The organism is Burkholderia arboris, from assembly GCF_038723655.1.
Taxonomy (GTDB): domain Bacteria; phylum Pseudomonadota; class Gammaproteobacteria; order Burkholderiales; family Burkholderiaceae; genus Burkholderia; species Burkholderia arboris.
Map to the genome: position 1 here is coordinate 2,308,851 of NZ_CP109822.1, position 22,862 is coordinate 2,331,712.

Here is a 22,862-nt window from a genome sequence, read left to right on the forward strand (position 1 = left end):
ACACGGCCGTCACTGTCAAAACTGCGCCGTCAGCTGGAAGCCGAACGTCACGCGCGCGGTCGGGAAACCCGATGGCTTGTAGACTGGCGTACCCGCGAACAGGTCGTACGCATAAGCGCCGAATCGCGTACCGACGCTTCCCTTCACGCCGATCACCGCACCGGCCAGTTGCGTGCCGACCAGCGCGACAGGCTGCGCCCCCCACACGCGACCGTAATCGAGCCCTGCGTAGACGGCCTGCCCCGTCTGACCGATCGGCATCTGCAACTCGTTGCGCCAGTAGAACCCGCGCGCGGCTGCCAGCATCGTCTCCCCATCGAAACCGCGCACCGTGTAGCGGCTGCCGATCGTCAGGTCGTCGATGTAGTACAGCGTGTTGCCCGTGTATTGACCGTGGAAGGTGCCGACATAGCGGAACGGCTGTTTCGCTATAGCGAACGGCACCTGCAGGTTTGCGTCGAGCACGGCCATCCGGTAGCGGTAGGTCGGGCCGCCTTCGGCTACCAGGATGTCGTCCTGCGCGCCGAATGCGCCGATGCCCTGCCGGTACGCGAGCATCCCGTCGAACTGCGCGCCGCCGAAGTAATGACGATCGGTCAGGCCGATCTCGATGAACGTGTTGTTGCGGCGCTGCTGCGGGATTTCCGTGTCTTCGATGAAGCTCTGGCCGAAGCGGCGCGACAGCCGGAATTGCGCGCCGAACACGTCGTTCTGGCTGCGTGACAGCACGCGGTTCAGCTTGAAGTCGACGGTCTTCGAGTTGCCGCTCGCGACAAAGGTCTGGTTCACGCCGGCGATCTGCTGGTAGTACGTGTTCGTGTACGCCGACAGCGTCGCAGTCCAGTAGCCCCACGGGATCGAGTAGAAGCCGTTCCAGCCGTGCGAGCCGAGACGCTTGTCGCCCAGTTCGAGATCCTGGCTCACGCCGATGTTGAAGATATCGTTCAGGCCAAGCGGGTTGTCGATGCCGACCGACAGGTTGCCTTGCAGGCGGCCAGTGGCGCGTGTGCCGGAGTTGTCGATCGAGGCGACGACGGTCCAGGGTTTGCCGCGCTTGATGTCGAGCACGACGTCACTTTCGCCCGGCGTGTCGGCGGGGACGATCTGCATCGAGACGTCCTGGCTCGAGACGCGTTTCATCTGCTCGAGGCCTTGCTCGAGGTCGCGCAGGTTCAGGAGGTCGCCGTCGCTGCTCGGGAAGGCGGTCTTCCAGGTGCCGCGGAGTTTTTCGTCGGAGAAGCGCACGTGGCGGATGACGCCGGGGATCAACGCTAGTTTGAGCGTGCCTGCGGACAGATCCTGCTCGGGCAGAAGCACGCGCGTCGTGATGTAGCCACGCGCAAGGATCGCTTGGGACAGCCCTTTCACGAGCATATCGAGGCCCTGCTTGCCAACGCACTGCCCTTCATAGTGGCCGAGCCACTCGCGCGCGAAGGCGAAGCGATCCATCGGCAGCGCGGACGCGCCCTGGTCTCTCACCGTGTTGGGCAGTGAATCGGGTACATCGAGTGTAAAACGGTCGATGCGGAAACATGGCGTTTCGGCCGGCAATGACGGGAACGCGACACGCTCCGTCACCGATGAACGAACCGCAGGTGCAGAAACGGTTCTTTCGCGTTCGCGCGCTTCTTCCTGCTCGCGAGCGCGCCGATCATTGCTCGCGGGTAGCGTGCCTGGTGAAGGGGATTGCGCCGCGACTCCGGCCGATGCGAGCAGTACCGACGCTGCGACGAGGTTGGCTCCCCGGATTTTTTTCTTCATATATTGGTTTCTCTGGATTACGCGTACCGCGTGATCATCCAAACGCCGATCAGGATGACGAATGCGCCGGCCGCCTGCATCGGCCGCAATAGGTGCTCATGAATTGCTGTGAACGACAGCACGACGAGCATGGAGATCGCCACCATGGTGGGATAGGCAATGCCGAGGGTTGTCTTGCGCAATGCGGCCGCGTAAAGCACGAACCCGACGCCATAAGCGGCAACGGCGGCACCGCGTGCAATCCATGGCAGACCGTCCGACTCGTCAAGTGAGATTTCCTTGAGCGCGGCAACCCTGAGCAATACGCTGGCGAGCCCGCCGAACACGCCACTTGCGACAACGATCAGCCAGTTCATCGGGCCGCCTCCGTCGCCACGGCGATATCCGCCCGACGATTGGGCGAGACACGACTGTCACCCGATGTCTCTGTACTGCTGCTGAAAATTGCGTTGAACCGGTTCGCACCGTGCAGCGCAATCAACACGATCGCGGGAAACACGACCGAGAAATTGCGCGCCTCGTCCCGATAGCCGAAAAAGATGAACAGCACCAGCACGGGCAGGAATGCCGCGAAGAAGTAGCTTCGGTAGCGCGCCGGCGTCGTTCGCCAGGCCGCCCGGAAGAACACGGCAAGTGGCACGAGCATCAGCGGATTTTCCAGACTCGGCGTGAAGATGCCTTTGCCGATGAGGTTGTAGAAGGACAAATAGGACTTGGGATTCACCCAGAACTTCAGGTTGTCCCACACGTGATATTCGACGAATCCACCAGCGTTTTCACTGTATCCGCTCATGATGAACTGCCGGGTCGCGATGCAGATCCCAAGCTGCAGCACGAGCCACGCAACGCGCTTCGACATTGCGACGTCCCGCTCGTGCAACAGGAACAACGCGAGCGGTACGAGAAAGAACGTTTCCTTGTTCAGGGAGAAGACGGCAATCATCAGCGTGCATGCCAGCATTCGCCTCTTGATCAGGAAGTAGCACGCACCCAGCACGCCGAGCAGTTCAAAGAAATCGTAGTAGTAGCCGCCCTGCTGAAACGTCAACGGATAGACGAAACTGAACGCAGCCAGAAAGCCGACGGAATGCCCGAAGCCCAGTCCATGCAGCCTGGCCAGCTTATAGATCAGCAGAAGCGCAAAGAGGGTCGACAGCACGATTGCGATATACGTCACGTGATAGACGAGCGCCGTGACAGGCGTCCAGTATTCTTCCGGAACGCTCGTGAAGTAGGCGTTGCGCAGTGAGTCATGTCGTTTGATCGATTTGAACAGCTTGCCCTGCCTAGTTTGGTCAAGCTGCCCGGCAATCCACTTGGCGGCACTCGGAAACGACGACCGGTAGACATAAGGCTTCGGTGCGTCGCCGTTCATCATGCCGACGAGGCTGTAGCTCGTTGCAAAGTCGCCCTTCTGATCGTCGCGGAAACCCCATTTCAACAGCATGCTGTTCGTGATGTTTCCGGCGCAGATGAACAGCAGCACGTAGACAATGGCGAAACGGCAGAAGGCTCGCACCCGGTTTTGGTTCTTTTCCGTCATAGGGTTGTCGCCGTTTACGGCGCCGGCAGGAAGTGAGCGGCCAGCACGATCGTCACCATGACGCAAAGCATGGTGAAGCTGCCGCGGTTTTCGAGGATATGAACGATCGGATCGTCGTGCATCGCGCCGCGCACCGTGGTGATCCAGAGTCGCCCGAACAAGTAGATCAGGCCGATCTGCACGAACCAGAGCAAGTGCGGAATCGCATAGCGTGCCGCGGTTTCAGGGGCGTTGATGAAGAGGCCGAAGACGACCACTGCGGCAAGCGATGCGCCGATACCGAACGGCCACAGCACTTCGAGATCGCCCACGCGGTAATCGCGGCCCGCCGAAGCGCGTTTGTTGTGCTGACGCAAAAGCACCAGCTCGGAGCAGCGCTTTACAAGCGCGAGGCTCAGGAACGCAAATACGGAAAACGCGAGCAACCAGCGGCTGACCGTGATTTCCGCAGCGACGGCTCCGGCGATGATTCGATATGTGTACAGCAATGACAACACGACGACATCGAGCAGCACGATCGATTTCAGGCGCCAACTGTATGCGGTCGTGAGCAGCAGATAGAGCGCAAACATGCCGGCAAATTCGGGCGACACCACGAATGCCAGCGCAAATGCCAGAGTCAGCAGCAGTGCCGCGCAACCGAGCCCCTGCACAATCGACAGCGTGCCACTTGCGAATGCGCGGTTGCGCTTGCGAGGGTGTCGGCGATCGTTGTCCAGATCCCAGAGATCGTTGCCGATGTAGGTGGCGGACGCGCCGAGTGACATCGACAGGAAGGCGAGCGCGAGTGTGGCAACCTTGTCGGTGTCGAGGAACGCAAATGCAGTCAACAGCGGAACGAACAGCAACAGGTTTTTCAGCCACTGGTGGACACGTAGCGCTTTGCACCATGTGGCGAAGCCTGCACGCACATATGAAAATTCGTGTTCGATCGGAATGCGGCTCCGGACATCAGCCGCAACGTCGGATGTCACGCCAGCCAGAATGGCACCCTTCGCGCCTGCCCATATCGGCAGGTCGGCTTTGCTGTCGCCCGCATAAACGAAATCGTCGCCCACCTGTGTGCGAATATCAGCGAGCTTTGTCTCGCCCTTGAGGCCCATTTCGCCACGCGAAGCGATGACGAGGTCGAACAGGCCCAGATGCGCATTCACACGCTCGGCGATCGAGCGATGCGCCGCGGTCGCCAGCACGATCCTGCGGCCGCTTTCGCGCTCGTGCGCGAGATAATCAACAAGCGGCTCGCGATACGGGAGCATCTCCGCTCGAAAATCTGCGTGTTCCGCCACTTTCGCCTTGAATGCAACACGCCCGCCGGCGAGCCAGAAAGGCAAGCGTAGCAGGTTCGAAGGCTTACGCCTGACGACGCGGATAACGGACTCCAGCAAGGTATCGGATAGCGTCAGCGTGCCGTCGAGGTCGACGACAAGTGGTAGTTTTTGGGTCTCTCGCATTTAATCTGTTTCATTCAGTGTCGATGACGACCGCTCGATTCACCATCGACCCATTTCTATCTCACGCCGGAGAAGCAACAGTCACACAGCGCATCCGCTCCGACCATTTCGTCAAAATCACCCGGAAATTTCACGCCCCCTCGCTCATCCAGTTGCAGCCAGGCCGCAACAATGAAAGCGTCATGCGCAGACAATTTATGTCGGATAACCTCGATTTCGGACACGTTATTTTCGTGTGCAGCATCCACATCCAACGGCGGATCTGCACCATCCGGCACGCAACCAATGCACGCTTTGAATTGCGGGCTACCCCCAACCTCTCCTTCCATGCGAGCAACAAGTGAACCTCATCGCGCTGCCTGCTCACTGACGGTAATTGCCTCCTCCGGAGACCTCACCACGATCACACGGTATTTATCGGAAAAATCCGCGAGATCAGCCCCTCCGATCTATTACAAACACACCTTCATCTATTTTACAATTTATTTTCAAGCACCTTACCCATCAAAAAAAATCAACCCTTCTTACCCGAACGCGCTTGAAGAAAAGCGCAAAACGCAAAGACCGCGGCAAATCCAATTGGCACCAATGCCCCTGGTATCCCCAAAGAAATTGCCACCGCAGTCGAAAACCCCTTCTCAACTCCAGACTTAAATATTGCAACCGAGAATATGAAAATATAAATACACACCAGCATAAAAACAAAAACCTTCCAATATGAGAATTTCCCGATAATTTTTGCAACAACAGGCCCCAAAAATCCACCCAAAAGACCACTCCATAGACCATCGATCATAGATCTACTCCTTTTGCTTCTGCAACGTATTTTCAGGCTGAGCCGCGGCCTGAGCCGCTCGCCCCGCAGTCTGACTTATCGCGATCTTATTGGCGTTTATAACAAAACCAGGAATTGTTCCAAAACTCGTGAGTGAATTTGCAACCCCAGCCCAGTTAAGCATCGATACAGTCAAGACGCCATTATACGCCCCGACCGTTGCAGCAACACTAAATCCGATCGGTGAAAAATTCCGACCAAATGATTCGTAAAACGCCTGAATCGACGAGAAATCCGATTTCACAAAAGCAGGAATTGTATAAAACCCTCCAGACACGGCCGCGCCAGTTAAAGCTCCAGTAGTCAACGAATATGCTGCCTGCCCGGCCTTATATGCCTCGATCACCCCAGGACCAGCAATTACAGCACCTGCAATTGCAGCAACAGAGCCTCCTGCAATTACTGCGTTCGTCGCATACTTATTGACCTCCTGAGATAGCTCTGCCTGCGCCTTGAGTATCTCTTTTAATTTAGCATCCGAACACGGCGTAGTGGCGCTACAGTATTTTCTTACCAGATCCACTACTACTGGATTTTGCTGCTTGCCGCCCGGAAGCGAGAGTTGATTATTCTCAGTCTCAATCTTGCCTGCGCCGGTCGCGGTTGCAACATCCTGATTCGATAGCGCGGCAATCCCCGCAACCAGACTAGACACCAAACTGTCACGCGCTTCACGCTCCGATGCAGACAAATTGCCTGACGGTGCGAGCAAACTTCCCAGTACCGAACTCGTTGCCGCTCCCATTGCAGCCGTACCGCAACTCTGGCTGCTGGCAGCTGCACCCGCACATCCGACAATTGCGTGAAGGCCGGCACGAGCCTCTTCGCTGCCAAGGTTGTCAGCAATCTGCTTCACTTGATTCGTGCCGAGTTCCTGCAGGTAGGCAATCGTAGCGTTCTGTGCGAATTGACCAACGCCCCCCGTAACATTGCCGCCCGCAGCCACCGACAAGGCTGTCAGGACTTGACGATAAGTACCACTCGGCCCCCAATTGGCATTCAGTTCGTCAACATGCTTCTGCGCTGCCGCGCGTTGATCCGGCGTCAACTTCGGGTCACTCGCGGCTACCTTCGCCGCATCGGCTTCCGCAGCACGATTCGTAACAAACGTCCCGACCTGATTGATGAACTGACTCGTAATATCGAACCCGGCCTGAATTTTCCCCTTGTCGAAGATCGGCGCAAGTGCGCCACCGGTATTCGATGTATCCCGATTGATGCTCGCGACCGTCTCAGCGGCGGACTGACCGGTGAGTTGCTGTTGCGCTGAATCGTCACGAATCGTCAACGCGCCGCCGCTGATCCCGCTTCGCGTGGTCGAATTCGCGTCACCCGATGCCCCCAGCGCAACTGGGGGCGCTGCCGAGAATCCACCATCCCCCTTCGGCAACTCGGTCCCGGGAACTGGATTCACATTGTCGGCCTTGCCCTTCTGGTCCTTACCAAGGCCGCTCTTGTTGCCCCCCGAACCGCTATCCCCACCGAAGCTGTAGCCACCGCTCAGCGCGACTTGCGAGGCATCGTACGACGCATGGTTTTCGATATCGCTATGCGTCAGCGTCGCCGTAGTCAGACTGTTCACACCGTCCAGCACAGCCTTGTCGCTGCTCGCGATTACGCCGCCCTTGAGATCGGTATTGCCCTTCACATCGACCTGGAAACCGCCATCGCCCGCCTTGATCCCCGATTGCTCGGTCGCGCTGGCGTAGTCGCTGCTCATCTTCGTCTGGCCGACGTTGCCTGCCACGCTCGATACGCACGGCGGGGGACACACGGTCACCGATACGCCTGCGTTCTGCTGCTTCGAATCGTAGCGATCCTTGTCCTGCAGGCTTTCAATGTTCAGGTTGCCGCCAACGTCCGCAACCACCTGCTTGCCAGATGCGACCGCGCCCTTCAGATTCGTATCTCCACCTGACTGAATGGTGAGTTGGTTGCCTGCGGTTACGCGCGTATTCGTCGATGTCGACGAATCACCGTCAGCGTTACCACGATTCCCCGCCACTCCTGCCGTGAGCGCAACCCCAGTCTTTGCGCCAACGGTGAACGAAACACCTACCGAAGCGCTCGACCCACTATTCGTACTGTGCTGACTGCTCGTATTCCGAGCCGCTTGAAGATTCACATCGCCTTCGGCGGCAAGCATCGCGTTCTTGCCTGCCGAGATCGTGCTGCCGATCACGTCGATATTGCTGTCCTTGCCGGCACCAGCCGCCGCGATCGTCACATTCCGACCCGCCGACACCGTGCTCCCCACCGCCGTGCTCGACTGTGCCTGTGTCTGGCTGTCACTCTTGCTCGCCCCAACCGATACGTTGATGCCGACACTGGCCGCCGCCGTCACCGGATTGCCACCGACCGCTTTCACCGCGTCATAGGTATTCTTCGCCGCAAGCCCCGTTGTGGCCGCCGCGAGTGCAAGCAAGCGCGGATCGCCGCCCACGCTCTGCGCCGCGTTCGCCATTTGCCGGCCCGTCTGTACCGCAGCGACAACCGGATTCGTCACGCCCACCGTCAATCCGGATTGGCGGAACTGCTGTTGCTCCGCAAAATTCGTCGTATCGGTCGCAGCATCGATCTTGACGGTCTTACCGGCGAGGTTCGCGTCATTGCCCGCGTGCAGCGTGCTACCAGTTACGTGCAGGTCGTTGCCCGCCGCGACCGTCAGATCCCCGTTCAGCGAACCGACCATGCTGCCCGTGTTACTAACGTCTGTCGAATGCTGCTGATCCGACATCGAACGCGTGCCGACCGATACGGACATCCCGCCGTTCGACATGAACCCGGATTCCTTCTTCTCGTAGCTGTTCGCCGACTGGACGGTATCCTGAGAAGTCCTGATCGCGACGTTGTTCGCTGCGCCCAGCTTTACATCGTTCGTGCCGACGATGTTGCTGCCCTGAACCGTGAGATCCCTGCCCGCCTGGATCTGCACCGTATCGCCGGACACCGTGCTCGCCACGCCGATATTCGCGCGCGTATCGTGCGATTCTTTCGTCGCCGTACCCGACACGAAACTGCCACGCTTGACCTGCACGTTCTGATAGCTGTCGTGCTCTTCGCGGGCTTCGGTGATTGTCACGTCCCTGGACGCCGCGATCGTCACACCACCAGGCGTCTCTGCGGTCGTACCGGCTGTCACCGACGAACCGGTCAACGTCACGTTGCCCTTGGTCGCGTCAGTCCTGTTGACTGCCCCGAGTGTGGCATTCTGGCCGGCACTGAAGGTCGTCCCGACGGCCTGCTGATCGTATGTGCGATCGACCTCCTTGCGCGCACGGCCGTCGACCGCGACGTTGTTCAGTTGATGCTCGTCGGTTACCGCCGTCGCCGTCAGATTCCCGCCCGCCACGACCGACAGATCCTTCCCGGCCGCCACGGTCGCTCCCTTGAGCGACGCATCGTTGCCGCTTTGCATCGTCAGGTTGGCGTTCGCGCCGACACCGCTTGTCACATGCGTCGTCGTCGACTCTTCCCAATGATGCTGGTCGTTCAGATACAACGACTGATCCGTCTTCGACTGAACCGTATCGACGTTGATATCGCGCCCGGCCGTCACGAGCGCATCACCGTCCGCCGAAAGATTCGCGCCATGAATCGACAGATCCCGTCCGGCTTGCACGACGAGATCTCCCGTCGACGCGATCGTCCCTTGCTGGCCGATCAGACTCTGGCTCACCTTGCTCGCGCCGGCTGTCCCGCTGACGCCGACCGTATCCACCAGCGTCGTATTGAGCACATCCCGCCCGGCCAGCACCGCCACCCGGTTGCCGGTAATCTGCCCCGACGCGTTCACGACGTCGTTGCTCGCCGACACCACCGTCGTGCCGTGCGTCCCGCCGCTTGCGATCGTGCCGCCGCGATTCAGGATGTCCGTCGCGGTCACGACCGTCTTCGTGCCGCCCTTGATCACGCCGCTGTTCGTCGTACTGCCGGCTGCGCGGATCTCGACGTCGTCGGCCGCGATCAACGCGCCGGTCGGTTGTAGATCGTTCGCATGCGTCTTCGCCAGATACACGATCGGCGCGAGCACCTGCGTCGTACTGCCGTCCGGCAGCGTCACGGTCTGGTTCACGAGCCACACGATGTCGCTCGTCAGCGCGTCCATCTGCGCGGCGGACAGCGCCATCCCCGGCATCATGCCGAACTGCTTCGCGTAATTCGCGCCGCTCGTCATCAGCGCGCGATACTCGTCCTCGGCGCTCGTATAGCCCGGCAGGAACGTGCGCCCAGTCAATTGCGTGATCTGGTTGCGCACCATCTGCTGCTCATACATGCCGTCGCCGAGACGCTTCTCGATGCTCGCCGGATTCAGGTTGAGCTGGCCGAGCATGTAATCGCTCGAGATAAAGTTCGTGTAGCTCGTGAGGCGCGGGTCGGTGACGATCAGATACGGCTGCCCGGGTGCCGGATTGATCGAGTACAGGCCGCTCGTCGGCAGCTTCAGGTCGGGCAGCACGCCGGTCAGGCTCACCACCGACTGCACTGCGTCGACCGGCTTCTGCCCGGTCGCGGGGCCGACCTTCGACTGCCCGGTGCCGGTCACGCCGCCATTGGCCTGGTTCGCTCCGAGCGTGCCGCCGGTCGCCCCCGTCGCCGAGTTTTCCGCTGCGACGTTGCGGTTGTTCACGTCCTTCGCATCGATGTTGATCGACTGGTTCGCGACGATCGTGCCACCGGTATTGCCGATCGCGACCGGCGTGTACACCCGCGACGGCTGCACGATCGTGCCGACGTCCGAACTGGTGTTCTCGTTCCACGCATAAGTGGAGACAATGTCGTCCCGCTGGTGCTGATACAGCGTCTGCCCGACGTTATTGACCGTCGTGCCACCGTAGCCGCCCGAGCCTGCGCTTCCGGCAACGTCCGTATCGCCGATCTTGATTGACCGGCCTGCCGAGATCGCACTGTATTCGTTGTTGATCGTGCCGACATTCTTCATGACGATGTTGCCGCCGGCGACGAGTTGTGCCTGCTGTGCCTGGCTCGTTACCTTGTCCTGCTGGATCGTCGTCGTGGTGTCGCGCGCGATCTCGACGCGCTGGTAGCCATTGTGGCCGTCGCTGCGGGTCGCGTATTCGCTGGCGGGATCGTAGTTGACATGCGGGTCGTAGCCGTCCCAGTAGACGGCCGTGAGCGTGCCGTTGCCGTTGTCGGTCAGCGTGTTGTAGTAGATCGTCTGCGGCTGGCCGTTGACGTTGACGACAAGCACGCGATCGACCGCATTGTCGCCGTTTGTGCTGGAGACGAGCTGGCTGCTCGAGTACGTCGCGGTCTGCGGCGTCTTGTACGGCCCGCGCCACGTCGCATCGGAGCAAACACCGTGATTCGGCGCCGCGTTGCCGGTCGGGCAACCGATGTACTTGCTGCGCTTCGTCTCGTGTTTCTTGTCGACGCTGGTCGTCTCGGTGTGGACCACGGGAGCCGGGCGCGTATTCGTGAAGGTATCGGCCGCCAGTTCGACGCTGCCCAGCGCCTCGATCGACGACTGGTCGTTCAGCACCGTCGGCGCTCGATTGGCGAGGAACCCATCGGCGTCTCGCTGGCCGTTCGCCGCGATGTTGATGTCGCCGACGCTGAAGATGCTCGCCCCGCCGGTGTTCGACAACCGGTTCGACGCGTACAGGTTCGCCCGATTGGCTGCAGCGATCACGGCCGCTGCCCCGACATTCGAGATGACGCCAGCATTCAGCGTGACGTCGCGGCCGATGATCGTCGCCGTATTGTTCAGCGTCGCGCTGTTCGTCGTGACCGTGTCGCCCTCGATTCGGCCCGCGTTGTCGATCGTTCCGCCATTCACATTGACGGTCGTGTTCGCCGAGTTCAGATCGGCGCCCGCCTGGTTGTCGACACTGGTTGCGTTGACGGTCAGCGCGCCGTTGGCGTCGAGTGAGCCCTGGTTCGTCAGCTTGCCCGACGTCGAGAACGTCAAATCGCCGTTCGCGTGCAGTTTGTTCGCGGCGGTATGGGTGTAATCGCTTGCGAGCGACACGCTGCCGTTGCGGCCCGCGACGACCGACCCGTCACCGCTCAGCGAGCCGGCTGTCAGCGTCAGGTCCCGGTCGCTGCCGATCGCGCCGCCCTGGTTGACCAGCGCACCGGTATTCACCGCCACACTGCCGCCGCTACCTGCGTCGTTGCCGATCTTGCCGCTCGTGTTGTCGATCGAGGCGGTGGTCAGCCCTAGCGCGCCGTTCGCGCGAATGGACCCCGCCTGGTTGACGAGCACCGTGTTCGGGCCGTTCAGCGTTGCATTGTCCGCAGCGGACAGTACGCCGTTCGAATTGTCGAGCCGGTTGGCAACGGCGAGCATCAGATCGCGGCCCGCCAGCACCTGGGCACCCTGGGTATTCGCCAGCGATTGCGCGGTGACCGTCACATCGCCGTTGCCGCCTATCACGCCCGCGCCGGGCTTGCCGGCCGCATTGCCGTTCGTGATCGATGCACCGCCGTCGATCGTCGTCGCACCTGTCCCGACGTTGACGATCCGGCCATCGCTGTTGTCGATGCTGCTGCCGGAAAGCGCCAGCGTCGATGTCGCATCGTTCGCCTCGATCTGACCGCCGGTATTGCGGATCGTCCCTTGGGCATGAACGTCCAGGTTGCCGTTGGCCTGAATCAGGCCGGCGGTGTTCGTCAACGCGCCATTCGACTTCAGCGTAAGCATCTGCGCCGACAACAGCGAGCCGTTCGAGTTGTCGATGCCGCCAGCCAGGACCGACACGTCGCCATTGCCGCCGATCGTGCCGCCGGCCGTGTTCGACAACGCGTTCGTCGACGTCATGCTCAGGCTGCTCGCACCGATGTTCTTGATCGAACCCGTATCGTTCGCGAGACTGTCGGCCGCCACCGTCAGCCCGTTGTTCGCCTCGATCGTGCCGCCGCCGTTATCGATCCGGCCCTGTGCATTCAGCGTGACGCTGTCGGCTCCGACGTAGCCTCCCGAGCGATTGTCCAGCGACTGGACGGCAACGGAAGCCTGCCGCTGCGCACTCAAGGTTCCGGCCCGGTTCGACAGCGCGGCCGCTTGCAGCGCGAGTGCACCGTTCGTCGCGATCTGCCCGCCGTTGTTCGACAGCGTGCCGGTCGCGATCGACAACGTGCCGCTGCCGGCGTGCGCGATCTTGCCCTGGTCGTTGACCAGCGCGGTCGGCGAAAGATTCAGATCGGTGCTGTTGGTTTCCAGCGTGCCGCGGGTGTTGTCGAACGTCCCGGAGACAGCCGTGAGCATGGCGCCCGTGCCGGTTTGCGTGATCGACCCGCCGCGGTTCGCCAGATCGCCCGCAGTCAGTGCCAGTTGCGCCGCGTTGATGAAACCGCCACCGTTGTCGAGCGACGTCGCCTTGATGGTCGCCGCCTGACCCGCGGCGATACTGCCGGCGGCGTTCGTCAGTGCTGCGCCGGCATCGATGTTCGCATTCCGCCCGGCCGACAGCGTGCCGCCGCCGTTATCGAGCGACTGGCTCGTCGCGCGAAGATCCTGCCGAGCGGTCACCGTACCGTGATTGACCAACTGGCCAGCCTGGAGCGTGACGTCGCCGTTGCCACCCATCACGCCACCCTGCACGCCACCCGCCGTCGTACCACCCGCATTCGTCAGCAGCCCCGTCGTCGTCACCGATAACCCATCGCCATTCAGCGACGTGACGCGCCCGCCGGAGTTGTCCAGCGTCCCACCGGCCACTGTCATCCCGGCGGCGCTCTGGATCATGCCCTGGTTGTTCAGGATCGAGCCGCCGCGCACCTCCGCGGCAGCTTGCGACACGAACGTGCCCGACTGGTTGGCGAGCTGCCCGGCCGCCTGCACGGACAGCGAGCTTTGCGCCGACACCTTGCCGCCCTGGTTCGATACGTTGCCGCCCCTGAGCGTGATGCCGCTGTCGCTCGACACGCTGCCGCGATCGTTGACAAGCGTACCGGTCGCATTCGCCGTAATGGCACCCTGCGCACTCGTCTTCGCGTCCGACAGGTTGAGGTCGCCCGCCGTCGCGTTCAACGCGAGCGCACCGTTCGCAGCCGTCCGGCTGCCGGCAAGATTCACGCTGCCACCGGTAAGCGACGCATCGCCGCCGGCCAGGTTCTGGCCGGTCGCCGTCAGTTGTCCCGACGTCGTGACGTTCAGGTCGCCGCTGTGCCCGACAGCGCCGTCGTTGTTCACGCCCGAGCCGAGCGTGCCGGTCGAGTTCACCGAGCCCGCCACAATCGTCGTGCGCTGTTGCGCAGCGAACGTGCCACTGTTTACGAGATCGGCCACCGTGTTCGCCGATACCGATTGCTGCGCATAGACCGTGCCGCTGTTGTCGATACCGCCCGCCGCCGACATCGCGAGATTGCCGGTCGCCGTGGTCTTGCCGGTCAACACGAGCCGGCCGTTCGACTGCAGCGTCATGTCGCCGGCCTGGGCCGCGATCGTGCCGGCGTTACTCACGCCGACGCCACTTTCGGTGCCGACCAGATAAATCCGGTCGCTGTACATCCCGCCGAGCTGGCTGACGTCGATCGCGACGCCCGGCGCGGCGCCGTCGCCCTGGATCGGCGTCGCTGCCAGCGTGTCGTGATTGACCTGGTTAGCTCCGGCGACGACGTTCAGGTTCTTCGCGTAGATCGCCGCATTCGCCTGCACGGCGCGGGCAATGATGTCGACCTGGTCGACGTTCGCCGCATTGAGCCCCGCGCCCTGCACGGTAACGAGGCCGCGATTGACGTTGTAGCCGGCGAGCGAACCGTCCGCGCCGTAGTAAGGCTGCCCGGTCGTCAGCGTGGCGCGCGATGTATTGATGAAACCGCCGCCGTCGACGACGATACCGGCCGGGTTGGCCAGCACCACTTCCGCTCGATTTCCGGCGACTTCGACATAACCGCGAAGCTGCGACGGGTTCGCGCTGTTCACCTGGTTGACGATGATCCGCGCCGACTGGCCGGGCCCGAAATTCGGATTCCCGTTGATATAACCAGCCTGCTGCGTATTGACGAGCGTCGGCGAGTTATTCAGGAGCGCGCCGTTCTTCTGAACGTCGAACTGGTTATAGGTATTGACCGATACACCAGCGCCGGAGGGCCTGGCGATATTCACCTGCGGCAACCCGTTCTGCGTCTGGATCACGTGGGTGGGCGCGCCCGGCGTCGGTACGATCTGCGCCGGCGCAAGCGAAGGCACGCCGGCCAGTGATGCGGCCGCGATCAGCCAGCCCGAACCACCAAGCGCACGGCGGCCGCCACGGCGCTCGCCGGACGCTGTTTTCCCCGAAGCAGTAGCCGTCTCTTCAACAGCCACCACCATTCCCCGGAGTCCGGAATACACCAGACGGTAGGTCTTCTGATTCATCGTTCTTTATTGGACTTCTTTTCAGATCGATGAACGTTAGCAACATAGTCGTCAGCAAACCATAGGGTGACTGTCAACAATTGCCAAGCATTGTAAGGATGTGAAGTAATGTATTTTTGGGATAATTCCGACTCCCTCTCTATCTCAAATTAATTCATTCTGTTTTGACTGCAATTAATCATAATTCGCCAGTATTGAATCTCGATTTACTTCGCCACCGATAAGAATCCGCCCGATATCACACTGCGTGGCGATAATCGGGAAACAGTTAAAATGTGTTGCAGACAATTCGCCGCATCGGGAGATTCGGACTCGGTTTGCATGCTTGCGGGACGACGCAGCAAGCACGCGCAACCTCACTTAGCCCGCTCATGCTCCCCCAACCCGATCGCCTTGTAGTCGTAAGTCGGATAGAACTCCGTCCGATACGCGCCCCACGCCGTATCCTCGAGCACCCGATTGACTTCTCGCAGCCGCGACGCCGGCAAGCGCAGCACGACGATCTGCCCGATCCCCATCGTCACGGTCCAGCTCACCACTTCGACGCCCGGCGGCGGAAACGCCTTGTAGAAGCCCTGCTTCGCAAGCTGCGCATTCAGCTCCGCAAGCGGGCGCGACTGATCGTGCTTGAGGAAAACGGTCAGCAGTACCGCGTTGTCGGGCGTCGCCGCAGCCGAACCTGCGGGTACGGTCGACGTCTGGCCGACGGCCGGTGCGCTGCAGAGCGCAGCGGCAGCCAGCGTGGCGGCGATCATCAAGGTACAAACCGGGAAATGAGGAAATGCCGTCATGACGCGACTCCATGCTTTCGTGGATGGAGCCGCCATCATGCGCCGCCGGACCGATCGCCGCAGCCGGCTAGCGAAAGGATTACGCCGCGCCGGCCCCGTCACGCTCCCGCAGCACGTCGATGAACGCGCGCAGCTTCGCCGGCACGTGCTTGCGATTCACGTAGTACAGCCACATCGGCGGCAGCGTCCGGCACACGCCCGGCAACACCTCGACAAGCGTGCCGTCGCGCAGGTCCTGCTCGATCCGTTCGCGCATGAACGCAAAAGCAATCCCGACACCTGCGCGCGCCGCGTCGATCACCGCATCGGCATCGTTCGTCACGAATACACCTTCCGGATCGAGATCGACATCGCGGCGCCCGTCGTGCAGCAGCCATTTGTGCAGCCGCCCGCTCTCCGAAAACCGGAAGCGGATACAGGCATGAGTTTCTAGCTCGGCGATCGAAGCAGGCGTCCCGTACCGCGCCAGATAACCGGGCGACGCGACCAGCGCGCACGAAAGCGCCGGCGCGATCCGCACGCCGATCGTCCCCGGCTGCAGCCGGTCGGCGAGGCGAATCCCCGCGTCGACCCCGTCCTTCGCGATATCGACCAGCTCGTTCTCGTAGCGGATCTCCAGCCGCACTTTCGGATAGCGCTCGCGGAATACGGCCAGCACCGGCGCGATCACGAGCGCACGCGCCAGCGGCAGCGCGGTCACGCGCAACACGCCGCTCGGCTCGCTGCGCGCATCTTTCACCTCGTCACGCGCCTGCATGACCTGCCGGTATGCGGGCTCCGTCTGCCGCCAATAGCGCTGCCCGGCTTCCGTCAGGCTCACGCCGCGCGTGCTGCGATTGAACAGCTTCACGTTCAGCTCGCCCTCGAGTTGCCCGATCGCGAGGCTGACGGCAGCCGGCGTCAGGCCGAGCGCGGCGGCCGCCCGCGTGAAGTTGCCGGCCGTCGCGACCGTCATGAACACGTGCAGCCCGGCCATCGGATCGCGTCGGCTCATCATTAGAAAAACTTGAAACTCTTTCGAGCGGAATACGGATTCTCCCATATACCGAGGCTGCCTACACTAGGGCCTGTCGTCCCACCGGAGCTTCGAATGGATCCGCTTACCGCCTCGCTGCCGCTCGCAGCCGCCCGCCGCACGATCGACGCAGCACTCGCGCATGCGGCGTCGCTGCAGGTCGCCGGCGTCGCCATCGCAATCGTCGATGCCGGCGCGAACCTGCTCGCGTTCGTGCGCACCGACGACTGTTTTCTCGGGGCAATCGATCTCGCGCAGCGCAAGGCGCTGACGGCCGTCCGCTTCCGCGCATCGACCGACGCACTCGGCGCGATGTCGGGCGACGGCCCGCTGCGCGGGATCGAGCACAGCCACGGCGGGCTCGTCACGTTCGGCGGCGGCGAACCGCTCGTCAACGGCAGCGGCCGCTGCGTCGGCGCGATCGGCGTGTCGGGCGGCAGCGTCGACGATGACACCGCGATCGCCCGACACTGCGTCGACCGCTTTCATGCAACCCTTCACACCACGAGGTAATCACATGGCACAGAAACGCATCCTCATTACCGGCGCAGGCACCGGCTTCGGTCGCGAAGTCGCGCTGCGGCTCGCCGAACGCGGTCACGACGTGACGGCCGGCGTGCGCGTCGCCGCCGAGATCGACGACCTGACAGCCGCCGCCGCGCAACGCGGCACCGCGCTGCGCGCCATCGAGCTCGACGTCACGTCGGCCCACGATCGCGCCCGCGCGGCCGAGCTCGACGTCGACGTACTCGTGAACAACGCGGGCGTCGGCGAAGCCGGCGCGCTCGTCGATCTGCCGGCCAGGATCGTCCGCGACCTGTTCGACGTCAACGTGTTCGGGCCGCTCGAACTCACGCAGCAAATCGCGCGCGGGATGCTCGCGCGCCGGCACGGCAAGATCGTGTTCGTGTCGTCGATCGCGGGCCTCATCACGGGGCCGTTCACGGGTGCCTATTGCGCGTCGAAGCATGCGGTCGAATCGATCGCCGAGGCGATGCACGCGGAGCTGGCGCCGCACGGGATCCGTGTCGCGGTCGTGAACCCCGGCCCGTACAGCACGGGCTTCAACGACCGGATGATGGAAACGACGCGGCGCTGGCACGATCCGGCCGTGCATACCGTGACGCCCGAGCGGCTGACGTTCCCGCTCGAGCAGCACGATCCGGAAGAGATGATCGCGAAGATGGTCGACGTGATCGCAAGCGACGGCGGCGCGTTCCGCAACCTGTTGCCGCAGTCGTCGGAAGCGTTCGTCCGTGCCGAACAGGCGCGCGCGTGGGACCGTCAGCAGTGATGCGATCCGGCGGCGGCCGGCGGGTCACGACGGAACGCCGGGCCCGCCGCGCGGGTGGGCGCACTCCGCGGTGCGCGGTAACGTGTCGGCCGTCTTGCGGGCCGTGCCGGCATCGTCGATGCTGACGCGCGCGAGATCAGCCGACGACGACAGGATCGCAGCGCTCGTGTACTGGAAGCGTTCGCCGTCGACGGCCCTCCCGCCCCCGACCGTCGCAGGCCCACGCGTTGCCGAAGCCGGGCCCGCCTGCCGGCGGGCCGCGTCAAGCCGTGCCGCCCGCGTTCAGTACACGTCCCGCATGTAGCGCCGTGCCTTCGAAAGCCGCGCGACGTAGTCGTTCGCGGCCTCGTCCGACATGCCGCCGTGTTCGGCAACGACGGCCTTCAGCGCCATATCGACGTCCTTGGCCATCCGGGCGGCGTCGCCGCACACGTAGAAGTGCGCCCCCTCCTCCAGCCACGCGAACAGTTCCGCACCCTGCTCGCGCATCCGGTCCTGCACGTAGATCTTGTCGGCCTGGTCGCGCGAGAACGCGAGATCGAGCCGCGTGAGGAAGCCGCTGTCGTGCATCGTGCCCAGTTCGTCGCCGTAGTAGAAGTCGGTCTGCGCATGCTGCTCGCCAAAGAACAGCCAGTTGCGCCCGCGCGCGCCGCGCGCCTGCCGCTCGTGCAGGAAGCCGCGGAACGGTGCGACGCCGGTGCCGGGGCCGACCATCACGATCGGCACGTCGCCGTTCACCGGCGGCCGGAAGTGCGCGGACTTCTGCACGAACACGGGCACGCGGCCGTCGTCCGCGCGATCGGCGAGGAACGTCGACGCAACGCCTTTGCGCGCACGCCGGCCGTTGTGATAGCGCACGGCCGACACGGTCAGGTGGATCTCGCCCTGGTGCGCGCTCGGGCTCGACGCGATCGAATACAGGCGCGGCTGCATGCGCTTCAGCATCCCGACCAGCTCCGTGCCCGACAGCTCGACCGGGAATTCGTGCAGCACGTCCGCGAGCTGCTGCCCCCACAGCCACTGCTTCAGGTCGCCCTTGCGGTCGTCGCCGAGCAGCGACTTCAGCGCGCCGTTCGCGCTGCGCGACGCGATGAACGCGAGCGTGTCCGGATGCGGGCGCGTGATGTCGAAGTGACGCGCGAGCGCATCGCCGAGGCGCACGTCGCCGACGCCCGCGATCGACACCGGCGCATCGGCCTTCAGCGCGGTGACGGAAAGCAGCTCGTCGACCAGCTCCGGGCAGTTGGTCGGCCACACGCCGAGCGCGTCGCCGGTTTCGTATTCGAGGTTCGCGCCTTCGGTCGACAACGACACGTAGCGCGTATCTTTCGCGGCGCCCGGACGGTTCAGCCGCAGGTTCGCAACGAGCTTCGACGGCGCCGGATGCGCCTTCGTCGGCAGCAGCCCCGACGGGCTCATCCCGCCGGACGGCACCGCGTGCAGCGCGGCATCGGCCTCCTTGATCCGCGCGACGACGCGCTCGAGCCACTGGTCGGCGTCGCGCTGGAATTCCACGTCGCAATCGACACGCGCGCACAGGCGGGCCGCGCCGAGCTCCGCGAGCCGCGCGTCGAGCCGGCGGCCGTGGCCGCAGAACTGGTCGTAGTTGCGATCGCCGAACGCGAGCACCGCGAAGTGCACGCCGTCGAGGCGCGCGGCACTGCCGGCCTGCAGTGCATCCCAGAACTCGGTACCGTTGTCGGGTGCATCGCCGTCGCCGAACGTGCTCGTCATCAGCAGCACGTATTGCGCACCGGCGAGCGACGCAATCGGATAGTCGGACATGCACGCGGTGCGAATCTCGAAGCCCGCGTTCATCAGTTGCGTCGCGTAATCTTCGGTCAGCGATTCGATGTTGCCGGTCTGCGACGCCCACAGCAGCACGACCTTCGGGCGCGTGCGCACGATCCGCACGCCGCCGGACGCGGCCGCGTCGGCCGGCAGCGCGGCCGCCGCGGCCACCGGCGAATGCGCAGGCAGCGAACGGCTGAACAGGCCCGCGAGCATCCCGTCGAGCCAGAACCGCACCGGCGGCGTCAGCGGGGCGGCGGCCGGCAGCACGGGCACGCTGCCCTCGCGCCGGCCGGCGCTCGCCTTCAGCCCGCTGACGAGGCCCGCCACGTACAACCGTTCCGTGTCGGTCAACGGCGGCGGCGCGAGATCGGCGACGCCGAGCGCGGCCGCGAAAGTGTCGATGTCTGCCATGTCGGATTCCTGTGAAGCAGTGGCCTGCACCGTCGCCGGCGCGGGCCGCACGTCGTCGGCGCAGGCATCGGGTTGCGCCGTTTCGTCGTCGGCGGATGCGAACGCGTCCGTGTCGACGCGCCGCAGCGCGACCGCGCAATATTTCAGTTCGGGTTGCTGCGATTCCGGGTCGATCGCGTCGTTCGTCACCGCGTTGATGCACAGGTCGTCGCCGTACACGTCGTTCCAGTGCATCGGGGCAAAGCAGTTGCCGCGCTGCACGCGTTCGGTCACGACGGCCGGCAATACCGCACGGCCGCGCGCCGAACGGATCTCGACGCTGTCCTTCGCGGCAATGCCGAGCGCGCTCGCATCGTCCGGGTGCAGCTCGACGAACGGGCGCGGGTTCAGCTTGTTCAGCATCGCGACCTTGCCCGTCTTCGTCATCGTGTGCCATTGATGCTGCAGCCGCCCGGTGTTCAGCACGATCGGGAACGTGTCGTCGGGCAGCTCGGCCGGATCGACGTGCGGCCGCGCGAAGAAGCGCGCCTTGCCCGACGGCGTCGGGAACGCGATGCGCGGGGCATCGTTGCCGTCGGCGGCCGGGCGCCGTGTCTGGCTCACGCCGTCGTTCAGGTAGCGGACCGGGTGCCGCTCGCGCGCGGTGCCCGGCGCGACCGGCCATTGCACCGGGCCGTCGCGCAGCGCCGCGTGGCTCGCGCCGCGCAGGTCGTAGCCGGTCGCCGGATTCGAGAACCGCACGATCTCGTCGAACACGTCGGCCGCCGACGCATAGTCGAATGCATCGCCGAAGCCCATCGCGCGCGCGACTTCCGCGACGATGCGCCAGTCGGGCAGCGCGTCGCCGGGCGGCGCGACCGCCGCACGCATCAGCGTCATGTTGCGCTCGGAGTTGATCATCACGCCGTCGCCTTCGGCCCACAGCGCGCCCGGCAGCAGGATGTCCGCGTAGCGGTTGGTCTCGGTGTCGAGGAACGCGTCCTGCGCGATCACGAGTTCCGCGGCCTGCAGCCCGGCGATCACGTTCTGCCGGTTCGGCACGGTCGCGACCGGGTTCGTGCAGACGATCCAGCACGCCTTGATGTCGCCGGCCGCCATGCGTTCGAACAGGTCGACCGTGCCCTTGCCGGTGTCCTTGCGCAGCGTGCCGGCCGGCACGCGCCACAGGTGCTCGACGAAGCGCCGGTCGTCGTCGGACAGCACCGAGCGCTGGCCTGGCAAGCCCGGACCCATGTAGCCCATCTCGCGGCCGCCCATCGCGTTCGGCTGGCCGGTCAGCGAGAACGGGCCGCTGCCCGGCCGGCAGAGCTTGCCCGTTGCAAGATGCAGGTTGCAGATCGCGTTGGTGTTCCACACGCCGTGCGTGCTCTGGTTGAGCCCCATCGTCCAGCAGCTCATCCACTCCTGCGCGTCGCCGATCCATTGCGCGGCCGTGCGCAGGTCGGCTTCCGCGAGCCCCGTGATCGCCGCGACGCGCTCGGGCGTGTAGTCGGCGAGAAACGCGGGCATCGCGTCCCAGCCTTCCGTGTACGCGTCGATGAACGCGGCATCGGTGCGGCCGTTCGCATGCAGCAGGTGCAGCAGCCCGTTGGTCAGCGCGAGATCGGTGCCCGGCCGGATCTGCAGGAACAGGTCGGCCTTGTCGGCGGTGCCGGTGCGGCGCGGATCGACGACGATCAGCTTGGCGCCGGCCTTCACGCGATCCATCATCCGCAGGAACAGGATCGGGTGACAGTCGGCCATGTTTGCGCCGATCACGAAGAACAGGTTCGCGCGATCGAAGTCCTGATACGACCCGGGCGGGCCGTCCGCGCCGAGCGACTGCTTGTAGCCGGTGCTCGCGCTCGCCATGCAGAGACGCGAGTTCGACTCGATGTTGTTGGTGCCGACGAAGCCCTTCGCGAGCTTGTTGACGAGGTATTGCGCCTCGATCGACATCTGCCCCGACACGTAGAACGACAGCGCGTCGGGCCCGTGCGTATCGAGCACCGCCCGCAGGCGGCGCGCGGTTTCGGCGATCGCGTCGCGCGCCGGCAGCGGCACGAGGTCGTCCTCGCGTGCGCGGCGCACGAACGCACGGTCGAGCCGCCCGGAGCGGCGCAGCGCGACGTGCGCCGACGAACCCTTCGTGCACAGCCGCCCGAAGTTGGTCGGATGGTCGGAGTCGCCGGATACCTTGACGACTTCGCCATCCTCGACGTGCAGCACCATGCCGCAGCCGACGCCGCAGTACGGGCACACGCTCTTGACGGGGGTGGCGGTCATGCGCGCTCCGGGACGGTCAGGCCGCGATCCACACGAAACCGTCCTCGACCCGCGACGGATACGCGCTCACCGACTGCTCGGGCGCTTCCAGGCATTCGCCGGTGCGCAGGTCGAAATGCTGCTTGTACAGCGGCGACGCGACGACGACACGCTCGCCGAGGCTGCCGATCAGCCCGCGCGACATCACGGCCGCCTGCGATACCGGATCGACGTTGTCGATCGCGAACACGCCGCCGTCGGCATGCACGACGTGAAATACCGCGACCTGCTCGCCGTTGACGAGCGCGCACACGCCGGTGTTCGGCACGATGTCGTCGAGCGGGCACACGCGGGTCCAGGACAGCGGAAGACGATCGTTCATGATGGGCTCCTTG

13 protein-coding genes are annotated in these 22,862 nt (G+C 63.8%); 3 read left to right on the forward strand and 10 right to left on the reverse strand.

The annotated features are described in order from the left end of the window. Positions 1-15: 15 nt before the first annotated feature. The 4 genes from OHZ10_RS27665 to OHZ10_RS27680 are packed head-to-tail and all read right to left on the reverse strand — an operon-like array spanning position 16 to position 4,758. Complete coding sequence (locus OHZ10_RS27665; RefSeq protein ID WP_342704973.1) at positions 16-1,761, reverse strand: ShlB/FhaC/HecB family hemolysin secretion/activation protein; 1,746 nt, start codon at positions 1,759-1,761, stop codon at positions 16-18. A gap of 17 nt (positions 1,762-1,778) precedes the next feature. Next, complete coding sequence (locus OHZ10_RS27670) at positions 1,779-2,117, reverse strand: small multidrug resistance protein (protein WP_342704974.1); 339 nt, start codon at positions 2,115-2,117, stop codon at positions 1,779-1,781. After that, positions 2,114-3,304 (reverse strand): hypothetical protein, encoded by a 1,191-nt coding sequence (locus OHZ10_RS27675; RefSeq protein ID WP_342704975.1) that lies wholly within the window; start codon positions 3,302-3,304, stop codon positions 2,114-2,116. The genes OHZ10_RS27670 and OHZ10_RS27675 overlap by 4 nt, the downstream gene beginning before the upstream one ends. Positions 3,305-3,318: 14 nt before the next feature. Then, a complete protein-coding gene (locus tag OHZ10_RS27680) occupies positions 3,319-4,758 on the reverse strand; it encodes a UbiA family prenyltransferase (RefSeq protein WP_342704976.1) in 1,440 nt (479 codons plus the stop codon). 23 nt (positions 4,759-4,781) lie between these two features. Between OHZ10_RS27680 and OHZ10_RS27685 the strand changes: the two genes are divergently transcribed. Next, positions 4,782-5,102 carry a hypothetical protein gene (locus OHZ10_RS27685; protein ID WP_256086299.1) on the forward strand — a complete coding sequence of 107 codons (321 nt, stop codon included), beginning with the start codon at positions 4,782-4,784 and terminating at the stop codon, positions 5,100-5,102. 170 nt (positions 5,103-5,272) lie between these two features. On the opposite strand, the gene OHZ10_RS27690 is transcribed toward OHZ10_RS27685, so the two are convergent. The 4 genes from OHZ10_RS27690 to OHZ10_RS27705 form a co-directional block, all read right to left on the reverse strand. Continuing rightward, positions 5,273-5,554, reverse strand: a complete 282-nt coding sequence (locus OHZ10_RS27690; RefSeq protein WP_342704977.1) for a hypothetical protein — start codon at positions 5,552-5,554, stop codon at positions 5,273-5,275. Between the two features lie 4 nt (positions 5,555-5,558). Then, positions 5,559-14,918: a hemagglutinin repeat-containing protein gene (locus OHZ10_RS27695; RefSeq protein ID WP_342704978.1), complete on the reverse strand. Its 9,360-nt coding sequence runs from the start codon at positions 14,916-14,918 to the stop codon at positions 5,559-5,561. Between the two features lie 356 nt (positions 14,919-15,274). Further along, positions 15,275-15,709 carry a hypothetical protein gene (locus tag OHZ10_RS27700; RefSeq protein ID WP_342704979.1) on the reverse strand — a complete coding sequence of 145 codons (435 nt, stop codon included), beginning with the start codon at positions 15,707-15,709 and terminating at the stop codon, positions 15,275-15,277. Positions 15,710-15,788: 79 nt separating this feature from the next. Next, positions 15,789-16,703 (reverse strand): LysR family transcriptional regulator, encoded by a 915-nt coding sequence (locus tag OHZ10_RS27705; protein WP_342705995.1) that lies wholly within the window; start codon positions 16,701-16,703, stop codon positions 15,789-15,791. Positions 16,704-16,799: 96 nt separating this feature from the next. Here OHZ10_RS27705 and OHZ10_RS27710 point away from each other — a divergent pair, with 96 nt between their 5' ends. Together OHZ10_RS27710 and OHZ10_RS27715 are read left to right on the forward strand one after the other, a co-directional pair. Next, a complete protein-coding gene (locus OHZ10_RS27710) occupies positions 16,800-17,237 on the forward strand; it encodes a heme-binding protein (protein ID WP_342704980.1) in 438 nt (145 codons plus the stop codon). A gap of 4 nt (positions 17,238-17,241) precedes the next feature. After that, positions 17,242-18,018 (forward strand): SDR family oxidoreductase, encoded by a 777-nt coding sequence (locus OHZ10_RS27715; RefSeq protein WP_342704981.1) that lies wholly within the window; start codon positions 17,242-17,244, stop codon positions 18,016-18,018. Between the two features lie 282 nt (positions 18,019-18,300). Here the strand turns inward: OHZ10_RS27715 and OHZ10_RS27720 are convergent, their stop codons facing one another. Both OHZ10_RS27720 and nirD read right to left on the reverse strand, forming a co-directional pair. Continuing rightward, entirely contained in the window at positions 18,301-22,488 is a 4,188-nt protein-coding gene (locus OHZ10_RS27720) for a bifunctional nitrate reductase/sulfite reductase flavoprotein subunit alpha (RefSeq protein WP_342704983.1), read from the reverse strand. Positions 22,489-22,504: 16 nt separating this feature from the next. Beyond that, a complete protein-coding gene (gene nirD / locus OHZ10_RS27725) occupies positions 22,505-22,849 on the reverse strand; it encodes a nitrite reductase small subunit NirD (RefSeq protein WP_342704984.1) in 345 nt (114 codons plus the stop codon). Between the last annotated feature and the right edge of the window lie 13 nt (positions 22,850-22,862).